The 22691-nt window shown below is 34.0% G+C and carries 23 protein-coding genes and 2 pseudogenes; 8 read left to right on the top strand and 17 right to left on the bottom strand.

What is annotated here, in order from left to right:
* Nucleotides 1–237 precede the first annotated feature (237 nt).
* Both B8869_RS10145 and B8869_RS10140 read left to right on the top strand, forming a co-directional pair.
* A complete protein-coding gene (locus B8869_RS10145; protein ID WP_084231502.1) occupies nt 238–876 on the top strand; it encodes a YitT family protein in 639 nt (212 codons plus the stop codon).
* 62 nt (nt 877–938) lie between these two features.
* Nucleotides 939–1211, top strand: a complete 273-nt coding sequence (locus tag B8869_RS10140) for a DUF1294 domain-containing protein (RefSeq protein WP_084231501.1) — start codon at nt 939–941, stop codon at nt 1209–1211.
* A 90-nt stretch (nt 1212–1301) separates the two neighbouring features.
* Here B8869_RS10140 and B8869_RS10135 read toward each other — a convergent pair whose 3' ends face one another.
* From B8869_RS10135 to B8869_RS10095, 9 genes are all read right to left on the bottom strand, one after another.
* A complete protein-coding gene (locus B8869_RS10135; RefSeq protein WP_084231500.1) occupies nt 1302–2447 on the bottom strand; it encodes a 2-hydroxyacyl-CoA dehydratase subunit D in 1146 nt (381 codons plus the stop codon).
* A gap of 8 nt (nt 2448–2455) precedes the next feature.
* On the bottom strand, nt 2456–3784 hold the full coding sequence (locus B8869_RS10130; RefSeq protein ID WP_084231499.1) for a 2-hydroxyacyl-CoA dehydratase subunit D: 1329 nt from the start codon (nt 3782–3784) through the stop codon (nt 2456–2458).
* Nucleotides 3785–3810: 26 nt separating this feature from the next.
* Nucleotides 3811–4632 (bottom strand): acyl-CoA dehydratase activase, encoded by an 822-nt coding sequence (locus B8869_RS10125; protein WP_084231498.1) that lies wholly within the window; start codon nt 4630–4632, stop codon nt 3811–3813.
* 133 nt (nt 4633–4765) lie between these two features.
* A complete protein-coding gene (locus tag B8869_RS10120; protein ID WP_084231497.1) occupies nt 4766–6526 on the bottom strand; it encodes an acyl-CoA carboxylase subunit beta in 1761 nt (586 codons plus the stop codon).
* A 17-nt stretch (nt 6527–6543) separates the two neighbouring features.
* On the bottom strand, nt 6544–7338 hold the full coding sequence (gene gctB, locus B8869_RS10115; RefSeq protein WP_084231496.1) for a glutaconate CoA-transferase subunit B: 795 nt from the start codon (nt 7336–7338) through the stop codon (nt 6544–6546).
* Entirely contained in the window at nt 7338–8300 is a 963-nt protein-coding gene (gene gctA / locus B8869_RS10110; RefSeq protein ID WP_084231495.1) for a glutaconate CoA-transferase subunit A, read from the bottom strand. Before gctA ends, gctB begins: the two co-directional genes overlap by 1 nt.
* A 64-nt stretch (nt 8301–8364) precedes the next feature.
* Complete coding sequence (locus B8869_RS10105; RefSeq protein WP_144018000.1) at nt 8365–9450, bottom strand: sodium ion-translocating decarboxylase subunit beta; 1086 nt, start codon at nt 9448–9450, stop codon at nt 8365–8367.
* Between the two features lie 75 nt (nt 9451–9525).
* Nucleotides 9526–9939: a biotin/lipoyl-containing protein gene (locus tag B8869_RS10100; protein ID WP_084231493.1), complete on the bottom strand. Its 414-nt coding sequence runs from the start codon at nt 9937–9939 to the stop codon at nt 9526–9528.
* An 18-nt stretch (nt 9940–9957) separates the two neighbouring features.
* Nucleotides 9958–10251, bottom strand: a complete 294-nt coding sequence (locus B8869_RS10095) for an OadG family protein (RefSeq protein WP_234989840.1) — start codon at nt 10249–10251, stop codon at nt 9958–9960.
* A gap of 283 nt (nt 10252–10534) precedes the next feature.
* Between B8869_RS10095 and B8869_RS10090 the strand changes: the two genes are divergently transcribed.
* Entirely contained in the window at nt 10535–11449 is a 915-nt protein-coding gene (locus B8869_RS10090) for a stalk domain-containing protein (protein ID WP_084231491.1), read from the top strand.
* Nucleotides 11446–11643: a DUF1858 domain-containing protein gene (locus B8869_RS10085; protein ID WP_084231490.1), complete on the top strand. Its 198-nt coding sequence runs from the start codon at nt 11446–11448 to the stop codon at nt 11641–11643. The genes B8869_RS10090 and B8869_RS10085 overlap by 4 nt, the downstream gene beginning before the upstream one ends.
* Before the next feature lie 106 nt (nt 11644–11749).
* Here B8869_RS10085 and B8869_RS10080 read toward each other — a convergent pair.
* Nucleotides 11750–12739 (bottom strand): annotated as a pseudogene (locus B8869_RS10080) (IS30 family transposase).
* Between the two features lie 193 nt (nt 12740–12932).
* Nucleotides 12933–14492, bottom strand: a complete 1560-nt coding sequence (locus B8869_RS10075) for a copper amine oxidase N-terminal domain-containing protein (RefSeq protein ID WP_084231489.1) — start codon at nt 14490–14492, stop codon at nt 12933–12935.
* A 361-nt stretch (nt 14493–14853) separates the two neighbouring features.
* On the opposite strand from B8869_RS10075, the gene B8869_RS10070 reads away from it, so the two are divergent.
* Entirely contained in the window at nt 14854–15564 is a 711-nt protein-coding gene (locus tag B8869_RS10070; protein ID WP_084231488.1) for a hypothetical protein, read from the top strand.
* Between the two features lie 177 nt (nt 15565–15741).
* Here B8869_RS10070 and B8869_RS12535 read toward each other — a convergent pair.
* Both B8869_RS12535 and B8869_RS10060 read right to left on the bottom strand, forming a co-directional pair.
* Nucleotides 15742–16173 (bottom strand): annotated as a pseudogene (locus B8869_RS12535) (YibE/F family protein).
* Nucleotides 16173–16922, bottom strand: coding sequence for an NADPH-dependent oxidoreductase (locus B8869_RS10060; RefSeq protein WP_084231486.1), 750 nt, complete (start codon nt 16920–16922; stop codon nt 16173–16175). Before B8869_RS10060 ends, B8869_RS12535 begins: the two are co-directional and overlap by 1 nt.
* Before the next feature lie 199 nt (nt 16923–17121).
* Between B8869_RS10060 and B8869_RS12530 the strand changes: the two genes are divergently transcribed.
* The 3 genes from B8869_RS12530 (at nt 17122) to B8869_RS10045 (ending at nt 19629) form a co-directional block, all read left to right on the top strand.
* Nucleotides 17122–17298, top strand: coding sequence for a hypothetical protein (locus B8869_RS12530; RefSeq protein ID WP_084231485.1), 177 nt, complete (start codon nt 17122–17124; stop codon nt 17296–17298).
* Between the two features lie 44 nt (nt 17299–17342).
* Nucleotides 17343–18329 carry an IS30 family transposase gene (locus tag B8869_RS10050; protein ID WP_084229742.1) on the top strand — a complete coding sequence of 329 codons (987 nt, stop codon included), beginning with the start codon at nt 17343–17345 and terminating at the stop codon, nt 18327–18329.
* A 103-nt stretch (nt 18330–18432) separates the two neighbouring features.
* Nucleotides 18433–19629 carry an ISL3 family transposase gene (locus tag B8869_RS10045; RefSeq protein WP_234989839.1) on the top strand — a complete coding sequence of 399 codons (1197 nt, stop codon included), beginning with the start codon at nt 18433–18435 and terminating at the stop codon, nt 19627–19629.
* Between the two features lie 305 nt (nt 19630–19934).
* Here the strand turns inward: B8869_RS10045 and rpsI are convergent, their stop codons facing one another.
* The 4 genes from rpsI to B8869_RS10025 all read right to left on the bottom strand — a co-directional run bounded on the left by rpsI (nt 19935) and on the right by B8869_RS10025 (nt 22690).
* Nucleotides 19935–20327, bottom strand: coding sequence for a 30S ribosomal protein S9 (gene rpsI, locus B8869_RS10040; RefSeq protein ID WP_084231483.1), 393 nt, complete (start codon nt 20325–20327; stop codon nt 19935–19937).
* Nucleotides 20328–20338: 11 nt separating this feature from the next.
* Complete coding sequence (rplM, locus tag B8869_RS10035) at nt 20339–20770, bottom strand: 50S ribosomal protein L13 (RefSeq protein WP_084231482.1); 432 nt, start codon at nt 20768–20770, stop codon at nt 20339–20341.
* A gap of 137 nt (nt 20771–20907) precedes the next feature.
* The gene (locus tag B8869_RS10030; protein ID WP_084231481.1) at nt 20908–22401 is read right to left on the bottom strand and encodes a 4Fe-4S dicluster domain-containing protein; all 1494 of its coding nucleotides are present in this window, start codon (nt 22399–22401) and stop codon (nt 20908–20910) included.
* 7 nt (nt 22402–22408) lie between these two features.
* The gene (locus tag B8869_RS10025; RefSeq protein WP_084231480.1) at nt 22409–22690 is read right to left on the bottom strand and encodes an NADH-quinone oxidoreductase subunit NuoE family protein; all 282 of its coding nucleotides are present in this window, start codon (nt 22688–22690) and stop codon (nt 22409–22411) included.
* Nucleotide 22691: the final 1 nt, after the last annotated feature.

Raw genomic sequence — 22691 nt, 5'->3', positions numbered from 1 at the left:
AGTTTTTATCTGATGCCTATATATTGATGAAGAGCCTGGAGAAGTCCTGATGTGGAATTTTTAAAGGCTAAAAAAATACTTAGAAGCTCAGAGTTTTTACAAGAAAAAATCCAAAAAATAAAAAAGCATCAACACCATCATTAGATTGCAAAGTACGAGGGTTTTCCTTATGACCGTAGCTATCTTTTTTTGGTTGTAAAGATTTACTCTCTTCTTAAAAAACGAGGAGGTGTAAAAATGCTAAATCAATTTTTAAACTTTTTCGAACTTTCTCGAAAAGGTATCGTACGTATAATTATCGGCTCATGCATAATGTCTTTTACTCTTGTGAATATACATATGCAATCCAGCATAACTGAAGGAGGAGTCTTAGGACTCACAATGCTCTTATACAAACTTTTTAATTTAGACCCTGCTATAATAAGTCCTATACTTGACTTTGCTTGTTTTAGCTTGGGAGTTTCCTTCTTTGGAAAAAGATTTTTAAAAAGAACTGCCGTTGCTTGTGTAAGTTTTGCTATTTTTTATAAAATATTTTTAACTACTGGAGCAATTGTCCCAAGTCTATACAACTTCCCAATAGTTTCTGCCTTAATTGGTGGAATAGGAATTGGAGTGGGATGTGGACTTATTGTTTCACAAGCTTGTGCAGCAGGTGGAGATGATGCCTTGGCTCTTGTCCTATCAAATAAATTAAACTTAAATATTAGTAAAATTTATTTTTTAACTGATGCCTTGGTTTTGACTATGTCTTTATTATATATACCTATGGGAAGAATTATATTTTCTTTGCTGACAACTATTGTTTCTTCCTTTATAATTGGACAATTTGAAATTACTGTAAAAGCTCCTGCCGATAAAAGAGTTAGAGCTTAAAATATAAACGACAGATTAAAAGTCTGTCGATTTTTATTTTAATTTGTTTTAGGAGGGATACTTTGAATATATACATATTTTTAGCAATTATAAATCTAATCACTTTTCTTTTGTACTTTATCGATAAACGAAAAGCAATTAGCGGCTCTCAGAGAATTTCGGAACAAACTCTACTTCTTTTTAGTTTTTTATTTGGAAGTTTGGGAGCGTTGCTCGGTATGTATATTTGTCACCACAAAACTAAAAAGTTTAAGTTTAAAATTTTAGTCCCTTTATTTTTTATAATTCATTGCGTAGCTTTGTATTATCTTAAAAGATATTTCCCAACAGTTTAATTAATCTACACTTAACATCTTAAAATCTAAATTAATCTAAAAATTTGCATTAAAAGAGGACTTCTCATTTTCGAGAAGTCCTTTTTGTTATTACATTCTGTTAAGTTGAACCATTTCGTTGAATGTTTCAAGTTGTGTCTTAACTTGTCCGAAGTCAGACATTTGTTGGTCATATCCCATTTTGATAAGTGGAATTCCAGCTTCTTCATAAGCTTGTTTAAGTGATGGATATTCCATTTCTTCTGTATCGTTGAAATTCATCATAAATAATAAACATCCGTCTGCATCGTTATCTTCAGCAAGTTTAACAACGAATTCTGGTCTCTTCCAGATATCTGGATCGTAAAGAATTGGGTCTTCGTCCATTCTTGCAAATTGGTCAGAAAGTGCCATCATTGGATCTGTAATTGATGTATCAACATCTATTCTGAATCCTCTTGATTCACTTGCTACGTCATCTGCTACTATATTGATCTTATAGTCATCGAATACTTGTAATAGACCTTCGTTATCAGTGATTACACCACTTGTAACAACTCTTGGTCCGTCCCATTCTTCTACTGGAAGTTCTCTAAGTTTAGCATTTAATTCTCTAAGAAGTTCGTTGTGTTCTTCTTTTAGCATATGCCATGATGCTTTAAGTACAAGACATCTTTCTGATGCTTTTACAGTTTGTCTGTGATCTGCTGCTAATTTTATAAACTCTCTCTTTAACGCTCTATTTTCGTTATAGATTTCAAAAGTCTTAGCAAAGTTTTCATCTGGTATTTCTACTCCACAGATTTTTTCAAGTTCTTTTCTTGCATTATCAAATATTTTTGCATTGTAGATTCTACCGAACTCTTCTTTTCTGTGTTGTCCGTGGTTTAAGAATACCATAGGTATTTTTCTACCTGCAGAAACTTTATAGTTTTGAGAGAAAGGTCTTAGTGTGTCATCAAGAGTTGTTACCATTGATGCGCTAAGTCCATCAAGTGTTCCGTCTAAAGCCATTTCTAAACATCTTAATGCTAATGAATAGTAGAATGTTGGGAAATAGTTTTTAGCTTTATCTATAGGACCTTGTCCTCCCCAAATTCCTATTGGAACTAATCCACCTGCGTGAGCTATTTCTTCAGGTGCATAGTATGGGAATATCCCTACTACTTTTTTACCTTCTGCAAGGTATTTATCTATTTGTTCTCTTTGGTTATTTGCGATATGTGTTAATTTATCTAATATTTCTCTAATTTCCATGCTACACCTCAATCAATAGTTGGCTTTGACCAATCAGTTTCTTTAGTGTTTTCAAAGTTTGTATAAACTTCTTCACCCTTAGCTTCTCTCTCTTCTTTTCTTTCGTCCATTATTTCAACAAGACCTTGAACTCTTGTCTTATATTGTTCTTCAGAGAAGTTTCTTTCATCGGCTTGGTCTCCATCGAAGTGAACTACTGGAATATCTAAGTCTTCTTTCCAACGTCTTTCTATTTCAGGCATTGCTCCTGACCAAGGTTTACATGATCTGTTGTAGTTTACAAGGGCACCACTAATTCCGTTTTCTTTAGCCATTGTTTCTCTCCACTCAACCCCATCTTCGATACATACTGAACATGGTGCTTTTGAGTAAGCTGCTGCCATTTCTCTGATTCCGTTGTATTGGAAACCGAATGCTGGAGCGTATACAACTGCTGTTACGTTAACACCTGCGTTCTTTAGTGGTTCGAAAAGTGGTCTAAGTGCTGGCCAACAAGGAATTCCTTCGAATAGAATTCTGTGTTCTTCTGGGTATTCCCAAGTTGAAGTACCTTCTCTTACTGATTGTTCGAATTCTTCAGAAAGAAGTTCAAATCCTTCAGCTGCTCTAATGTCACATCTTGCAGCTACGATGTCTGCCATATGGTTAAATAGGTCAAATCCGCTTAGTGGAGATGGTTTATAAGCCATGTATGAACAAGCTTTTAACCAAGCTGCTGCTGTTCTATTAGCTATTGCACAAGCATCTTCGAATTTCTTTTGGTCAAATTTTTTGCCAGTTAATTCTTCAAGTTGTTTGATAGCGTGTTCAAATTGTCCTACCATGTAGTCAATTTTTTCTTCAGATACTTCTTTTGTATTTTGGAATGGGAAATCCACCATTATCATTGGTATATTGTGGATTCTAGCGATATTTTCATACCACTTTGTCATCATGTTACAGATGTTGTTACAGCAAAGTACGAAGTCTGGTTGAGGCATCTTTCTTGAGTCAGTAGGTTCTCCTGCTGCAAATGCTATAGATATTCTTGCGTATCCGCAGATATCATTGTCATATCCCATGTCTTCTGCTGCATTACATAGTCTAAGACCATCTTTTTTAGCTGCTGTTGTAGCTGCGTGGTTTTCTGGATATACAACTTGTAAATCAAATGCTTTTGCAAGTTCGATTGGGAATTTGGATGAACTCCATCCTACTAATTCTCCTCTTTGCTTTGCATCCCATGCATCTCCATAAACAGCGTCTACTACACTTCTTAATACTGCTGCTGCCGGTTTGTGTCCTTCTACCGGTCTTGGTTTTATTCCCGGTATTTTTTCTAAAACTTTTTTAGCCATATTTCCTCCTCCAAAAAAGGCTCCTTTTATTTATTAGCGTCCCTTTGTTGCTTCTTTAAAATATTTTGGTATTTTTGATATCCAAACAATGCTGCTCCTAAAGCACCATTTAATTGGCATAATTCAGAAGTGTGAATTTTATGACCGATATTTCTTTCAAGTGCTCTGACCATACCTTTGTTTAAAGCCACACCACCTGTCATTACAACATCGTCTTGAACTCCTACACGTTTTGCTAAAGATCCTACACGACTTGCTATAGCAACGTGTATTCCCTTAATTATATCTTCAATCTTAGTTCCTTGTGCAAGTTGAGAAATTACTTCTGATTCAGCAAATACTGTACATGTTGAAGAAATTGCAATGTCCTTTTCACTCTTTTCGTCAAGCTCTTCAAGTTGAGATACATTTACTTCCAATACTTTAGCTATTACGTCTAAAAATCTCCCAGTACCTGCTGCACACTTGTCATTCATAACAAAGTTGTCAAGAACTCCCCCATCGCCTATCTTAAGCGCTTTGGCATCTTGACCACCTATATCAATAATAGTGTGTACTCTTGGGAACAAGAAGTAAGCTCCTTTTGCGTGACAAGATAACTCAGACATTTGGAAATCTGCTTCTTCAAGAGCATTTCTTCCATATCCAGTAGCCATTACATATTGGATATCTTCTCTCTTCATATTAGCCGCTTCAAGTACACTCTTTATAGCCCTTTTAGGACCGCTTGTACCTGCTCCAACATCTATAACAGTTTTAGCTATTATTTCTCTACCATTCTTTAAAATTACACCTTTAGTGGCGGTAGACCCTATGTCTATCCCCATAGTGTAAATAGATTCTGTCATACTTTCCCTTCCATAATTAAATTAATTATATTAAATTTATAGTTTTTCTTACGAGAATAATTGTACTACTAAGCCAAGTTTATGTCAAAAACACCAAGTATGTAAAAAGCAGGCTTTGCAGCCTGCTAATATTTTACTTCCTATAAAGATTGTCGAAATCTCTAATGATTCTTGGAAGAAGCATTTGATGAACAGGGCATACATGCTCAGGGTTTTGATAAGATGCTTCTGTGAATGCGATCATGTAGTTTCTGATTGCATTCAAGTTTACAATTTCATCAACCATACCTGTCTTAGCACAGAAAGCTGGTCTTGATTTTGCATTGTAATCTTCAATTAAAGCATTCATTTTGTCGATTGTTGGTTGAAGATCTTTTCCTGCTTTCTTATCTTTAGCAAGACGTCTTGAGTACATAGCTACTGCTGCTGTTTCTCCATTCATTACGTTGATTTCTGTAGCTGCTGTTCCGATTGAGAATGCATTAGTTGCATTTCCTTGTGGACCACCTAGTACGTAGTGAGCTGCTGCTGTACCTTTTCTCAAAGTGATTTCCATTTGTGGAATTTGAGAATTTTGAATTGAGTAGATTAGTGATTGTCCAAGACCTAATAATTCAGCCTTTTCTGCGTCATCACCTACATCGATTCCTGATGTATCTTGAATCCAAATGATAGGAAGTTTGTCTCTTGAACAAAGAGTTACAAACTCGTTCATTTTGATAAGACCTTGTCTATATAACTTTCCACCGATTCCGATAGCTTTTTCTTTATATTCAGGATAGTTCATAAGGAATCCTTGAGCGTTTGCAACGATACCTACTGGAAGACCAGCTATCTTAGCAACACCAGTTACCATTTCTGGACCGTAGCTCTTCTTGTATTCCATAAATTCAGAACCGTCGATAAGTCTAGCGATTACATCGTAAACATCATAAACTTTTTTAGGGTTCATCGGAACTATTGAGTATAGATCATTTACATCAAATGCTGGGTTCTTAGGATCATCTACTCTGAAGAATTCTGGATCGTATGATGGAAGCATATCTACATATTTTTTAATTCCTTCAAGTACGCCTTCTTCTTCAACATATACTTCTCTGAAGAAACCAGTTTGTGCGAAGTGAACTCCAACAGATCCTGGAGGAGCAACCTTCTTTGCATTAGCTGTTGCATCTGCAATTTGGTTTGCACTTTCTTCATCTATATATCCCTTAGGATTCATACCACCAAGTATACCTGCTCCACCAACTGCCATGTTAGCATCTTTGTGAGCTATAAGGATTGTAGGTGAAATTGAGTGGTATCCACCACCTGCTGGGTTAGTACCGTAGATACCAACTATTACAGGAATACCTAATTGGTTAAGTTCAGCATTTCTATAGAATGGAGTACCTCCACCTATTCTGTTTGGATATACTTGTTCTTGAACGTCAAGTTTTACCCCTGAACAGTTTAATACATATACTAGAGGCACTCTAAGTCTCTTAGCTGTATCAGATGCTCTAACAAGGTTTTCAGCTTGATGAGGAACCCAAGCTCCTGCAAGTTTCTTGTTATCTGAAGCTATTATCATAGCCCATTTTCCATTGATACGTCCAAGACCTTTGATGATACCAGTTGATCCTGTATCATTATCCCCTGGGTCAAATAGTGAGTTTAGTGGGCACCATGTTCCTTCGTCAACTAATTCTGCAAGTCTTTGAAGTGCTGTCCATTCTCCTCTTTCGTTTACTTTTTCATCTGGCTTTCCAGTTGCTTGAGCTTTTTCTATAGCTTCTTGGATTTCCATTTCAACTTGTCTTACAAGGTCGAAATTTTCTTGGTTAGCCGCTTTGATAGGGCTACCAATTGTTTGCATATGTTTAAAATATGGATTTAATGAATAGTTACTCATGAATTTCCTCTCGTTTTTTATTCTGTTGGCACTTTGATAAATGCTTCGCCTGGGTCGATTTCTTCTCTTATTAGCTTAATTACTGCTTCGTCTGGTGCTTCAAGTAATACAGCACGAGAAACATCTATATCAAATCCTGTGTTTTCAAGTACATCTTCAGGGCTTGATGTTGGATAGTATCCAGCTAGATACATTTTCTTAGTATCTTCGTCGAATTTTAAGATACCTCTGTCAGTTACAACCATTTGTGGTCCTACGTTTTCAGGAATACCAGCACGAGTTCTTCCGCCAGGGCCGTCCATCCAACCAGGAGATGTGATGTAATCTATTTTTTCCATGAATCTTCTTTTTTCGTGTTGCATCATGATAACAGTGTTTACATAAGAAGCGATACCATTAGCTCCACCTGAACCTGTAAATCTTGTCTTAGGATTGTTGTAATCTCCTATTACAGTTGAGTTTACATTTCCGTATGGGTCGATTTGAGCTCCACCTATGAAAGCTATCATTCTTTCTTTGTTGTGTAACCATTCACAAGCTTCGAAACCTATGAATCTTACGTTTGGCCATTGAACAGCACATTGTGCCATGAATCTGTTGTCTCCTACAGATCTTGGAACTTCGATTGGAGAACAGTCCATAAGACCACTTTCTACTATTATTTGACATTCAGGAGCGAAAGCTCTCTTAGCTACAGAAGCTCCGATTAGCGGAAGTCCTGTACCTACTATAACAATTTGATCGTTTTTGATTTGTCTAGCGATTGTTACCGCTTGCATTTCTTTGTTTGTATAGTTATCGTATCTTGCCATTATTTAACCTCCTTTAGGACATTTGTAGCATATCCAAAGCCTTGAACAGGATGTAAGTTAATTAATCTTGTTGCGCCTAATTTATTTAAGTATTGTTCGTGATCTTCAATGTCGTAAACCCATTCTTTCATGTATGCATCGAAGTCTTCATCTGCTTTACTTACTTTGTCATACATTTTGTAGAATGCTGGGTCATAATCATAATAATCATAACATTGTGATGGGTGAGCACCGTATGGTACGTGAACTACTGCGTCTACACAGAATCCTGGGATTGAGTTAAGAGTTGGGTCACGTCTTATTTGTTCGTTACTTACTAATTCTTCACAAGTTACAATTGTTTTTCTTGCTGCTACAGCTATGTCAACATCGTGGAATTCGTCTCCGATAATTCTGCAAGTTCCGTCTGGAGAAGCAACTTGTACGTGGATAACTGCTGTATCAATTACTGGAACTGGTACTGCAACAACTTTTTTGTCATCAGTGAAAGGATTTTCTACATAAACAAATTTGTCATTTGGAAGTTTGTCTATTTTTTGTCTTTCTTCTTTAGAAATCCCCCATTTGTCAACTAAGTCAGTTCCCATCATAAGTTTTACTGGTAGGTATGGAAGACCAAGAGATGCTGCGTGAAGTCTTAGCATTTCAACGTCTTGTGAATAGTCTTCAAATAATAATTTACCTTGTTCGATTGCTTTTCTAAATCTTCTTGATACGTTAGTGTATCCTGAGTTTGCTGTATAGCAGTTGATATAAGCCTTAACTCTATCTTCTCCTATCATCATATCCCAGTCTCCACCAGCTGGACCTGCTTCAGCTATGAAGTCTTTTTGTCCTTGTCTTAGAATTTCATAAACAGCAGCATAAGGTTTTCTGTTTGTTGTAAATCCACCAAAGCTGATTACATCGCCATCTTCTACATATTTGCTAACGGCGTCTTTTAAACTCATTACTTTACTCAATGTGATTTCCTCCTTTTTTATTTACACATCAATTGAGAACCTTAAAATAAGGTTCTCAAATTTTTCAACCAAGTACTAATAAGAATAGTCCGGCAGCTACTGCTGAACCGATAACTCCAGCAACGTTAGGTCCCATTGCGTGCATCAATAGGAAGTTTGTCGGATTATACTTTCTACCTTCAACTTGTGATACTCTGGCTGCCATTGGCACCGCAGATACCCCAGCTGAACCTATAAGAGGATTTATCTTTCCTCCTGTTACATAGTATAACACTTTTCCAAAAAGTACGCCTGCTGCTGTTGCTGCTGCAAAAGCTATAAGTCCTAAACATATAATTTGAATTGTCTTAACATTTAAGAAAGCTTCTCCACTTGCAGTTGCCCCAACTGTAGTTCCAAGCATTATAGTTACTATATTCATCAATGCGTTTTGAGCAGTGTCAGAAAGTCTTGCTGTAACACCTGATTCTTTAAATAAGTTACCTAACATCAACATACCTAATAAAGGTGCTACTGATGGAAGTAATAAAGCTGTAAATAATACTACCACTACTGGGAATATAATTTTTTCAGCCTTTGATACTTTTCTAAGAGCAACCATTTTAGTTTCTCTTTCTTTTTTAGTTGTAAGCGCTTTCATAATTGGCGGTTGAATTATAGGAATAAGCGCCATGTATGAATAAGCCGCTACAGCTATTGGTGCTAATAATTCCGGTGCTAATTGTGATGTAGTGAATATTGCTGTAGGACCGTCAGCACCACCTATGATACCGATTGAAGCTGCTTCTTGAGGTGAAAAACCTAAAGCGATAGCTATCATAAACGCAACATAAATACCAATTTGTGCTGCTGAACCCAATAATAATGAAATCGGATTTGCGATTAATGGAGAGAAGTCAGTCATCGCTCCAACGCCCATGAATATTAGACATGGGAATAGGTTAGATTTTACTCCCCCATAAATTATTCTCAATACCCCTGAATTATACCAGTGATCTGTCGCCTCTCTCATAAGACCTGCATCTGGTAAGTTAGTAAGTAACATACCGAACGCTATAGGTAAAAGAAGAAGCGGTTCAAATTGCTTTTTAATTGCAAGATATAATAGGATAAAAGATACTAAGAACATTACACCTTGTTGCCATGTCATGGCTGCGAAGCCTGATTGGCCTAAGATGCCTTGTAATACTGAAAAGAAATTCAATTTAGTTTCCTCCTAATTATCTTACTTTATTTCTGCTAATAGTTGATCAGTGTCAACTGTTTCTCCTTGTTTAACTTTTAATGAAACTGTACCTGAAGCTGTTGCAACAATTTCATTTTCCATTTTCATAGCTTCAAGAATAATGATAACATCCCCTGCGTTTACAGAAGCTCCATCATTTACATTAACTTTAAGTATTGTTCCTGGCATTGGTGATATAACTGCGTCTCCACCTGTTGATGCTGCAGCTGGTTTAGCTTCTTGAACAGGAGCTGCTGGAGCTGGAGCTGGTGCTACTGGTGCAGCTGGAGCTACTGGAGCTGTTGGTGCTTGAGGTGCTCCGAAATCTGCCATAGTTAATGATCTTGGCCCGCCACCTACTTTTTCTACTTCTACTTCAAATGTTTTTCCATCTACTTTTACTTGATACTTCATCTTAAATTTGCCTCCTAATTATTTCTTTTCTTCAATAGACACTATCTTGAATTTATCTACTGATAATTTAGTTTCTTCTGATACTGCTGCAATTACTGCTGCAACTAAGCTTAAATCTTGTTTTGGTTCAACCGGTTTTGATTGAACAGCTGTGGGTTTTGTAACAGATTCTTCTTTTACCACTGCGCCAACGACAGCTGAGATAATCTTTACAAATAATGCTATCGAAATAAGAGCCAAAAATACAACCGCTATGGCTGTTATAGAATAAATGGCAGCTTCTCCCAACGTCATAGTTTCGCTAGTCCACATACACACACCTCCCGATTCCATATACTGGAACTAATCCCATCTTTTATGTAATTATAACAAATAAAACCTACATTATCAACAAAGCCCCTACCCAAAAATAAGGTTTTCTAATTATAGATTTTTTTATTAGTCTACTGTTACAATACAAATAACTATATCGTTCCTCATCTATTATAGCCCAAGTAGTTATACTATAAAAGTTAGAAATTGTTTTTATTGCTATTATGCTCAATTTCATATATGGTATAATCTAAAGTGATATACTATGAACAAGGAGGTATTTATGAAAAAGATAATTTTATCAGCTCTATTAGCTGTTTCTCTTTCAAGTGCAGTTTCAGCCCAAGAAGCTACTGTAACAGACCAAGCCGTATTCTTAGACGGAAAGCAAGTCGAAGTACAAGGATATAATATTGACGGTAGTAACTACTTTAAACTACGTGATATAGCCGCAGTACTAAAAGATACAGAAGTTGGATTTGACGTTGGATTCAATAAAGATACCAACAATATAACAATTCAAAGATTTTCAAAATATACACCGCTTTCCTCAGATTTAACTAAGTCAGACTCAAAAGAAATTCAAATTCAACCAGCTTTCCAACAAGCTCGTGTTGACAACGACAAAGTTAAATACAATGGCTATCTAATTAATGGCAACAACTACTTCAAGCTAAGAGACTTGGGAAAAAACTTAGGATTTGTAGTAGATTATAATGAAGCCGAAAGAAAAGTTCTAATAAAACCAGAAAAAGTTGAACCTAAAGACTTAACTTCAAGAGAAGAAGTCAAATTAGTTAACTTAACATCTGCACTTTCTTCAAACACTAAAGATTTAACTTTGGATAAAGATTCTATTAGCGTATACGACTTCACTAAAAACACTAACATCATCGGCAGAACTGATGATGGAAAGCAACACGCTTTAGAAATAGAATATCTTGAAGATGAAAATGTACTTCTATTAACTCCTATCCAACTTAAATTCAAAGGTAGTTTAAGACTTACACCAGTAGTTAAAGTGGAACAAGATGGCAAAAGCGAAACTTTCATCTTAAAATCAAAAAATATTAAATTAAATTCCCTACCAGCGGGTATAAATAAGGATACAAATTTTGTTCTTACTCTTGGATACCACGAAGGTGAATCTACTTTCAAAGGTCTAAGCGTGATAAATATTAAAGGAGGACTGAAATGACAGTTACTAAAAGTACAATTATAGGAGAAATCCTTAAAGATAAACCAGAAGCAATAGGAACTCTAATGAGCTTTGGAATGGGCTGTGTAATGTGCCCAGCTTCTCAAATGGAATCTCTTGAAGAAGCGGCTATGGTTCACGGCATTGATGTAGACGCACTTGTTACTGCTATCAATAAATTAGAAAGTAAATAGTTATAGGAGACTTACAATCTATTCTCCTTAGTTGAGATAAGCCCAGAGATAATCTTTGGGCTTTATAATTTTTTATCTAGACGAATTGTCAAATCAAATGCAACACCTATGGTAAGAGACCAAAAAGTTCTTCTTTAGGTGTTTTATATTTTATACATTTTCTAGGTCTATTATTCATTAAACTTAAGTTATAATTTAATTCATCAATATTCACTTCTGATAAATCCATACCCTTAGGATAAAACTCCCTCAAAAGTCCGTTACTATTTTCATTTGTACCTTTTTGCCATGCACAATAGGGATCACAAAAATAAGTTTTGCATCCTAATTCTTTTTCTTATTTTCTTCAAATTCTGAAAATTCTTTACCTCTATCAAAGGTTATTGTTTTTACTAATTCTTTTGGATAATCTTTTAATGCTATTTATTATTGCTGGTGTTACGCTTTCCGACTTTCTATTTTCAACTAGGATTGCTATATAATATCTAGATTTTCTTTCTGCTAAAGTTACGAAACAACATCTACTTTTCCTTTTATGATCTAATCTGCCTGATTCCACTGTATCTGCTTCCCAGTGGCCTAATTCTTGCCTTCTGTATATCTCTTTAGGTCTTTTCTTAATTGTTCTACCTTTATCATTGAATTTTCCTCTTTTTTCTGCTGGCCTTTTAAATTTAGCTTTTCTTCTCAAATTTTTCATACTAGTTTTTGGCAGCTTTTTGGCGTGTATCATTCTATATATCGTTGATGTAGATGGTAATTCATGAATCTCATTTGTGTTTCTATTTGATATTTGTTCAGGGGACCAATGTTCGTTAATCTTTACAGTTAAATAATCAATAACATCTTTAGAAAATTTACTTTTTCTATGGCAGTCTTTTCTTCTATCAATATATTTATCATTTGCCTTTATCGGAAAGTACTTAGTGTAACTTCCCCTACTAACTTTTATCTTAGATGAATTTCTTTTAATTTCTCTAGATATTGTACTAGGTGACCTTTTAAGTGCTTGTGCAATTTTCCTTATACTCATTCCTAAATTTAAAAATTGGTAAATACAAGATCTTTCTTCTATGGTAAGATGGTTATAGCTCATAGTTAATCACTCCTTTTAATATGTTTTGTTTGGTCACTTACATATTAACACAGCTGATTAGCTATGAGTTTATTTATGTTGCACTTGTTATGATAAATTATCTCTATCAAAAAAAGTCACTAGATTTTTGTTTTATCTAGTGACTTTTTTACGATGTAAATTCTGTTTTTAATTCATAAATCTTTATTTAATTTTACTTTACTTTTATTTTAGTTTCAGAATCTTTACCACCTATGATTCCTACTGAATTAGCTTTTTCAGTCTTATTTGCTTTTTCAAGACTTTCTTTTTCCATCTTTGCAAATTCAGCAATCATAGCGTCTTCTTTTGCTTTAAGTGTTTCAGCTAATTTTTCATCTGTAGTATTGTAGATGTCTATTACATAAAATGGTGCCATTTCTGCATCGAATTTAACTTTGTAGCCTAAGTTTTCTGATAAGAATCTTAGTGGAACTATAGTACGTCCGTTTTCTATTACAGCCGGCACATCAAGTGTAACTTCTTTTCCATCTACTGTTGCTTTGTTTGAACCTATTTTAAGAACGATAGTTTTATCAGCTTTAGTTGCTGTAACCATTTGAGTTTTTTCGTTCCATTCAACTTTTGCTCCTAATTTTTCAAGAAGTGCTCTGAATGGTACTAAAGTTCTTCCTTCAACTATTGTAGGTTGTTGATCTACGAAGTCTAATTCTTCTGCATTAACTCTTACGTTTATTATAGGTGTTTTGTCCATATGGAAAATTAAGTCCATATATTCTTCTGAAGTTAATTTCTTAACTGATTTAGGAATCATAACTTTTACTGAATCATCTTTTACTGCTTCAGACTTCATAGTCATAACCATGTTGAACATATCTTTAACTTTTAAGTCTAATACCATTTCTTGTAGGTATTTTCCTTCTTTAAAGTCTATTGATGATTTTAAGCTTGAACCCTTGATTTTTTCTTTTGCTTCGTTAACTGACTTAGCAAAGTCGTCTTTCTTAAATCCTTTAACTGCTTCTTTGATAGTAGCTTCGTCTACGCCAGCTTCCATCTTGTTTGCTAATTTGTAAATGTCTCCTGAAACTTTATCCCAGTTTGCTACGATAGTTGTAACTGAGTTTATAATTTCTTGTGCCATTTGGTCAGATGTAGCTTCGTAAGTGAATTTGTTTCCTTCAACTTTCATATCAACTACTGGTTTGTATCCTTCAAGAGCCTTGTTTAGAATACTCATTATATCAGCGTTGAATTCAGCAGAGTTTACATATTCCATAACTGCTTTTTGTGGCATCATTGCAACTGAATTTTCTTCGTCTGTTGCTAAAAGTATATAGTCTTCTTTGATGTTCGCTAAAGCTTCTTTGTTGCCCATTGCCATAGCTTTAAAGTAATCTTTATTTATGTAGATTTTACTTCCGTCTACAAACATATGCATTTCAAATTTGTCAGGAATCATCTTCATAGCTTCTTCAGCCTCTTCTGCTGGAGCCATTTTCTTAATAGCTGTCATATCCATAGATACTTTAACTTCTGCTTTTTCTTTTCCTTCTGAAACGCCTGATACTGTCATTGGCATTTTAACTTCTTGTGCTTTGCCTTGTTCGTCTTTAAAAGATACTTTAACTTCTGCTTGTCCTGATATTTTAGAACCTTCCCAATTTTGTACCTCTTTAGTTTTTTCTAAATATGCTGCAACGTTTGGAGTACATCCTACTAAACTCATAACTACTGCAAGCATCATTACGATACTCAATATTCTCTTTTTCATAAATTACCTCCCTTTTGCTAGGATTATACCACAAAAAACGCTTTCTATTATATTAAGTTTATATTTCACAATTTCTAATATTTAATTAATCACATAAAAAAAGCCGAATTCTTATTCGGCCTTAGTATATATTCATTTTTAATTGTTCGTATTAATAGCCAGTGGCTTATCTAAACGATATTGTCTTAAACCTTAGTTCTTATTTGCCACTCTCACTATATTTTTTAACTAAATCTACTAAGTCGTACATTGGTATCACTCCTTAATATTTTGTTATTCTTTATATACCCAAATTTTATAACTGCAATCATTTTTTATGAATTTGTGATATAATTTTTTTAATTAATTTATTGGGGGTACTATGAAAAATAATTTAAAGCTTGGAATTATAGTATTTATATCTTTATTAATTCCTTTGGGGATACAAACTTTTTTTAAAAAACAGTCAGTTATAGAAAATACGGTGATTATGAATATGTTTTGGATTTTTGCAAACTTCTTATTTATATCCACTGTTGATGAATTGTTTGGCGAATATGCCAAAGTTGCAAAGCTTAAATCTTTAAAGATTAATTCATTAAACTACATAGTAAAAATTTTAGTGTATGTAGTATTTTTAATCTTTTTAAATTTATACCTTGTGAGAACTCTATACTTACCTGAACACAAATTGCTAACAGCTTTAACTAATCCACTTATAGTTTCACTTATTCTTGTGGTATTCTTAGTTAACTTACTCTCTGGACTATTTGAAAATAAAGAAGAGAGCAAAGATGTGAATGTATATACTTTCAGCAACAAAAATTCTTTTAGAACTGGAAGAGATACTTTCAACACAGCTGGCGGCACTTATGAAGATGGATTTGTATTGGGTAACCTTGCAATCCCTTACGATTCTATAAAATCAATCTACACAGATAAGGACAACAGCATTGTCATCAAGGGTAAAAAAGAAGATGGTGCTTACAGAATAGCGATAGATTCTGAAAAAACTATCAACTTCTTTAAATCTCTTTTGAATATAGCTATCGAAGAATCTAAAGTTGATTCTAAGATTGTAAAAATTAAATAGAAGAACTATTTTAAATAGTTTATCTTAATGAATACAACCGCCTTTATAAGGCGGTTTTTTATTTACACCAATAATTTTACAAAATTCTTAAACACTACATAAAACTGGTTAGTTTCAAAATGCTTGTGCATTCAACCCACCCGTAAAATAATTTTATTTATTTTTTAAATTCTCTTGCTACAACTCTCTCTCAAAAAGATATACATCATACAAGTTAGCTGGGCACACCGAACCTATACACCCAACAAATGTATACAAAATTTTATATGCTATTTGCTTTGACGTAAGTATATTTAAAATTGGTGTGCCCTGTGCCATAAAAACCATAATCACTGTAATATAAGAGTCTGCATAAGCTAAGAGTAGTGCCGTGATTTGGCTTCCCACTATTTTCCTTCATATTGCCATTCCCTACTTAAAAGGAGATTTATTAGATATCAATATCTGATTATATTCTATCTCATCAATGGCTGATGAAATACACAATGCTAAATCCAAAACTGCTCCCAGACATAAAAGGTATATCACCCCTTGCAAAATGCTGGCCAAATCCAAGTTTTTAAATCCTGCTCTCTTTAGAAACTGGAAATCAGCTTTACTTTTTAATATTAGATTCTTATTTCAAAACCTTGCTTTGCAATAGATTTTATTACATCACGTCTTACATCATTCACACTTAAAAATTTCTTCACTACTTGATCTGTGAAACAATCTGATCTTTTTCCATTATCCCTTGTGTCATAATAAGTGGTTGTGATGTCGTCATACTCTTTAAAAGTCTCCAAGTAGTTGTCATATACTTTATATTCATTTTCAAAAACTTTTAATCCTACAGGCATTTTAGGCTTCAACTGTGGCTCTTCTGCCGGATATCCAAATCCCAGCCCTACAACCGGGAATGTATACTTAGGTAAATTTAAAATTTCAACCATCTTATCATAGTCGTTTAAAATCGAACCGAAATACACTGCTCCAAGCCCTATTGACTCCATTGCCACCACCATATTCTGTGCACTAATTACCGCATCTGTGAATCCTTGGAAAAATTTATCCATATGGCTATATGCATCTTCTTTGTATCCTTTTTCATCCGCTATTCTATAATTTCTGTATAAGTCCACAATAAATATTAGAAGCTCCGGTACTTCTTCTAAATAGCTTTGTGTTGAAACTTCCATAATTTGGTGTTTTATTTTAGGGTCTATAACTCTTATTACTGACGTCTGTTGCATCCCTGTCGATGTCGGCACATGATTATAGACTTCAAACAATTTATTTAGTGTTTCTTCATCTATCTTTCTATTTTCAAATTTCCTAATAGTCTTGTGTTGTAACTGATTTTTTATAGTATCACTCACCTTGATCACCTCTTTACATTTCTACCCAAACTAATTATCTCTAGTATATTTTTTAAGTTGGTTTTTAATTTTGCATCTTATTGCTTTAATACAGATTTTATTTAATCAATCTTTTTGTTTATATCAGTTAACAATTTTGATTAATAATCTTCCTTTTCCTTTGCTTTCATAGTATCATTAAGTTTATGTGAGGTGAATTATGATTAATTTTATTATTATATCGGCAATTGTGTTGTCCATTGCTATAGGTTACAAAACTAAACTCAACGTCGGATTAATAGCTCTTGCGTTTTCATACTTGGTTGGTTGTTTTGTATTGATAATTTATCATAACAAGTGCAACATAAATAAACTCATAGCTAATCAGCTGTGTTAATATGTAAGTGACCAAACAAAACATATTAAAAGGAGTGATTAACTATGAGCTATAACCATCTTACCATAGAAGAAAGATCTTGTATTTACCAATTTTTAAATTTAGGAATGAGTATAAGGAAAATTGCACAAGCACTTAAAAGGTCACCTAGTACAATATCTAGAGAAATTAAAAGAAATTCATCTAAGATAAAAGTTAGTAGGGGAAGTTACACTAAGTACTTTCCGATAAAGGCAAATGATAAATATATTGATAGAAGAAAAGACTGCCATAGAAAAAGTAAATTTTCTAAAGATGTTATTGATTATTTAACTGTAAAGATTAACGAACATTGGTCCCCTGAACAAATATCAAATAGAAACACAAATGAGATTCATGAATTACCATCTACATCAACGATATATAGAATGATACACGCCAAAAAGCTGCCAAAAACTAGTATGAAAAATTTGAGAAGAAAAGCTAAATTTAAAAGGCCAGCAGAAAAAAGAGGAAAATTCAATGATAAAGGTAGAACAATTAAGAAAAGACCTAAAGAGATATACAGAAGGCAAGAATTAGGCCACTGGGAAGCAGATACAGTGGAATCAGGCAGATTAGATCATAAAAGGAAAAGTAGATGTTGTTTCGTAACTTTAGCAGAAAGAAAATCTAGATATTATATAGCAATCCTAGTTGAAAATAGAAAGTCGGAAAGCGTAACACCAGCAATAATAAATGCATTAAAAGATTATCCAAAAGAATTAGTAAAAACAATAACCTTTGATAGAGGTAAAGAATTTTCAGAATTTGAGAAAATAGAAAAAGAATTAGGATGCAAAACTTATTTTTGTGATCCCTATTGTGCATGGCAAAAAGGTACAAATGAAAATAGTAACGGACTTTTGAGGGAGTTTTATCCTAAGGGTATGGATTTATCAGAAGTGAATATTGATGAATTAAATTATAACTTAAGTTTAATGAATAATAGACCTAGAAAATGTATAAAATATAAAACACCTAAAGAAGAACTTTTTGGTCTCTTACCATAGGTGTTGCATTTGATTTGACAATTCGTCTGCAAAAAAATTGCACTTATACGCTTTTAGTCCTAAACTTTAAGTAACCAACAACAAAGCTTGGAGGTGCATATAAGTGCAAAATAATAATATCATGAATTTGTTTGGTTTTAAAGATGTAGTTTTTGATAGTGTTGATGAGAGTAATAATTTTGTTAATGTTCACGCTTCTGTTTCTAAGATGTCTATTTGTCCTCATTGTGGTTCTAAAAAGATTTGGGTTCATGATCATAGAATTCAAAAGATTAGGGATACTCACATCCGAGGTAAGAAATCTTTGATTTTCTTAAAGAAAACTAGATATGATTGTAAGTCTTGTGGTTCTCGTTTTGAGAGGAATCTTGATTTTATTGCCAAAGGTCATACTATGACCAATAGACTTGTTTTTGCTATTGTTTCTGAGTTTGATGAGATTTATTCTATATCTTCTATTGCTAATAGGTATAATGTTTCATCAAACACAGTATTAAGAATTTTAAATTGTTTAAGTGCTTCTAGAGCTAAACTTCCTGAGGTTTTATGTATTGATGAATTTAAAGGTGATAGTGGTAATATTAAGTATCAGACGTCTCTTCTTAATGGTGATACTCATAAAATTATTGATATTTTACCTTCAAGGGATAAAAGTTCTTTAGCTGAATATTTTAAAAGGATTCCTAGTATAGAAAAGAGAAATGTTAAATTTTTTGTAAGTGATATGTCTAAAGCATTTAAATCAGTTAAGAAATCATTCTTTAAAAACGCAATACATATCATAGATAGGTACCACTTCATAAGACAAGTATCCTGGGCATTAGAAAATGTTAGAAAGAGAATACAAAAGGATATATCATCAAAGCTTAGGAAATATTTTAAAAGAAGTAAGAGTTTAATTACAAAACCTGCCTCTAAGCTAACTTCAGAACAAGCTAATGAAGTATCACTTATGATTGAACTTAACAAGGAATTAAAAGAAGCATACAAGTTAAAAGAATTGTTCTACTGTGTGCCCTGTGGGTACCAGTATGTACTTAGTCAGCCAAACAAAACTAGAGCTAAAAAAGCTTTAAGAGAATGGATAAAAAGAGCAGATGAATCAAAATTAAAAGAATTTAAATCTTGTATCACTTCTTTTAATAACTGGTTTGAAGAAATATGTAATTCATTTGATTACTCTTGGTCAAATGGACCTCTTGAAGGAACTCATACAAAGATAAAAACATTAAAAAGAAATTGTTTTGGTATGAGAAATTTTGACTTGTTTAGAAAAAGAATTATGTTTTCATGTAAGTAGAGATTAGGAAAACGGGAAAATTTGCAAAACCCCTAGGGGTTTTATTTGCTATGCTTATTTTTAGTTGTTTTTTGCTATTTTAGTTTTGATATCTTTATTAGCGTCTATGTGCCCATTTTTACATAAAGAAAGAGACTCGAGTTAACGAGTCTCCCCAATATTTGACATAGAGCCTAAAGAAAGAGACTCGAGTTAACTAGCCTCCCCAATATTTGACATAGAGCCTATTTATGAATACAACATAAAAAAGAACCTTTGGAAGTTGGTGTTTCCAAAGGTTCTGATTTTCTTTGATAATATAAAGCTTATCTCTTTGAGAATTGTGGAGCACGTCTTGCTTTCTTTAGACCATACTTCTTTCTTTCTTTCATTCTTGGATCTCTTGTTAGGAATCCAGCTTTTTTAAGAATAGATCTATGTTCTGGGTCTACTTCAAGAAGAGCTCTAGCAATACCATGTCTGATAGCTCCTGCTTGTCCAGTATATCCGCCACCTTGTACTTTAACAATTACGTCAAATTGAGCAACTGTTTCAGTAAGTTCAAGAGGTGCTTTAGCAACTGTGATTAGTGTTGCATAATCAAAATACTCTTCAATATCTCTATTGTTTACAGTAAATTTTCCGTTTCCTGGTAGAAGTCTAACTTGTGCAATAGATTTCTTTCTTCTTCCAGTTCCTCTATATTGAGTTCTTTCCATTTCCTACCTCCTCAGTTGATTTCCAATACTTCAGGTTTTTGAGCTTCGTGAGGATGTTCCGCACCAGCATATACCTTTAGTTTAGTAAACATCTGTCTTCCAAGTCTTGACTTAGGAAGCATACCCTTTACAGCATATTCTACCATTCTTTCAGGGTGTTTTTCTCTGAGTTGTTTGTAGGCAATTTCACGTCTTCCTCCTGGATATCCAGTGTGGTAAGCATGAATTTTTTGTTCCCACTTATTTCCTGTAAGTTTTACCTTATCAGCATTGATTACGATAACATAATCACCTGTATCCACATGAGGTGTGTATATTACCTTATTCTTTCCTCTTAGGATAGATGCTATTTCAGAACAAAGTCTTCCTAACACCTTATCAGTTGCATCTACTACATACCATTTTCTATCTACTTCATTGGCTTTAGCCATATAAGTTTTCATAGATTTCCTCCTGTTTTAAAATTTTTCCGGGGCTTTTAAAACACTCCTGATATTTTAATACATAAACCAGCAAAGGTCAAGTATTTTACACAATTTATTTTAAAATATAAATAAATTTTTTATTAGTAATGTATAAGTTATTTGTTTCCTATTTTTTCATTTTTCAATGGCGAGTATACATCAGATGCCTTCATGAACTTTTGTACATCCTTCTTAACTCTTGTAACTGATGCCATAGTTCCAACCCCGGCTATACAGCCACCTGGGCATGCCATACCTTCAAGCAAATATCCATTGTATTTACCTGCTTTGGCTATTTTAACCATCTTTATACACTCTTGAAGAGTATTTGCTCCAACTACATTTATCTCTCTATCCGGTTCTAATTCTAAAGCAACTTGTCTTACAGCTTCAGCAACTCCACCGGCAATTGGATATCCTCTTCCCAAAGTAGATGCATCTTTAACTTCGTTTTCTATAACTATCTCTGAAGGTTCTATTCCCTTTGCTACGAACATACCCATCAGTTCTTCAAATGTTATTACAAAGTCAACGTGTGATTTTACTTTTGTATCTAATGCTTCTAATTTTTTAGAAGTACACGGACCTATGAAACAGATAATCGCTTCTGGATCTCTTTCATGTATATATTCTGCAGTATATCTCATTGGAGAACCTGAGTCAGAAATTTGCTCTGTAAGCTCTGGGAATTTATTTTTCACCATAAGCGCCCAAGAGAAACAACATGATGTTCCCATAAATGGAATATCTTCAGGAACTCTGTGTATATATTCCTTAGCTTCGTTCATAGTTGTTACGTCGGCTCCAAGAGAAACTTCCACAACATCTTCAAAACCTAATTGTCTAATACCTTCTACAATCTGTGCAGGAGATGAATTGGCACCAAATTGTCCGACAAATGATGGGGCTACAGCTGCATATATTTTCTTTCCAGATTTTATTGCCTTTATAAGTTGGTATATCTGAGTTTTATCTGCTATTGCTCCAAAAGGACAACTTGCAATACATCTTCCACAAGCCACGCATTCATCGTGATTTATTTCAGCTCTACCATACTCATCAGATCCTATACAATCAACGCCACACACTGCCGCACATGGCCTGTCATACATAACAATTGCATTATATGGACATGCTTCTTTACATCTTCCGCAATTTATACATTTATCTTTATCTATGTAAGCTCTTGACCTACCAATAGAAACTGCATTCACAGGACATACGTTAGTACATGGATGGGCCATACACTTTCTGCAATTGTCAGTTACTACATGGGCTTTTGTAGGACATGCTTCACAAGCAAATTTAATTACATTTATCAGTGGTTTTTCATAGGCATTTGTATCTATATCCACCTTATCAAAACCATCTGTAAGTTTTTTATATACTGATATTTCTCTGGCATCCATCCCCATTGCAAGTCTTAGTCTCTCGTCTGCAACGGCTCTTTCTCTAAAGATATCTTCTCTATATTTTGCAACTTCTCCCGGTACAATTCTGTATGAAGAATCTTCTAACTCGGAAATATCTACATCGTAGTATGCGATTCTAGCTACTTCGGCAAATACCTTTCTTCTAATGTCTACAATGCTTTGATACGTTTCTTTCATTCTAACCTCAGCTTCTTAATTTATTTATAATTTTTTCGCTAACTTCTTGTGGAGTAGCTCTAAATATAATTTCGTCATCAATGATTACAACTGGTGCTTTAGTTGATTCATTTTCTGGATGACAATATTCAGAATTTAGACATTGACCTAACTCTATTTCTAAATTTTCTGCCGAACAATAATCTGAATCCGGTCCACAAATATCTTCTTGCAATAACTCTACTGCATCGTATATTGCACTAGCTCCCATTAGTGTACATCTTGATCCCATACAAATAGTAACTTTCATA

It is taken from the genome of Peptoniphilus asaccharolyticus DSM 20463 (assembly GCF_900176115.1).
Classification (GTDB): Bacteria; Bacillota; Clostridia; order Tissierellales; family Peptoniphilaceae; genus Peptoniphilus; species Peptoniphilus asaccharolyticus.
This window is presented reverse-complemented; position numbering and strand designations above follow the sequence as displayed.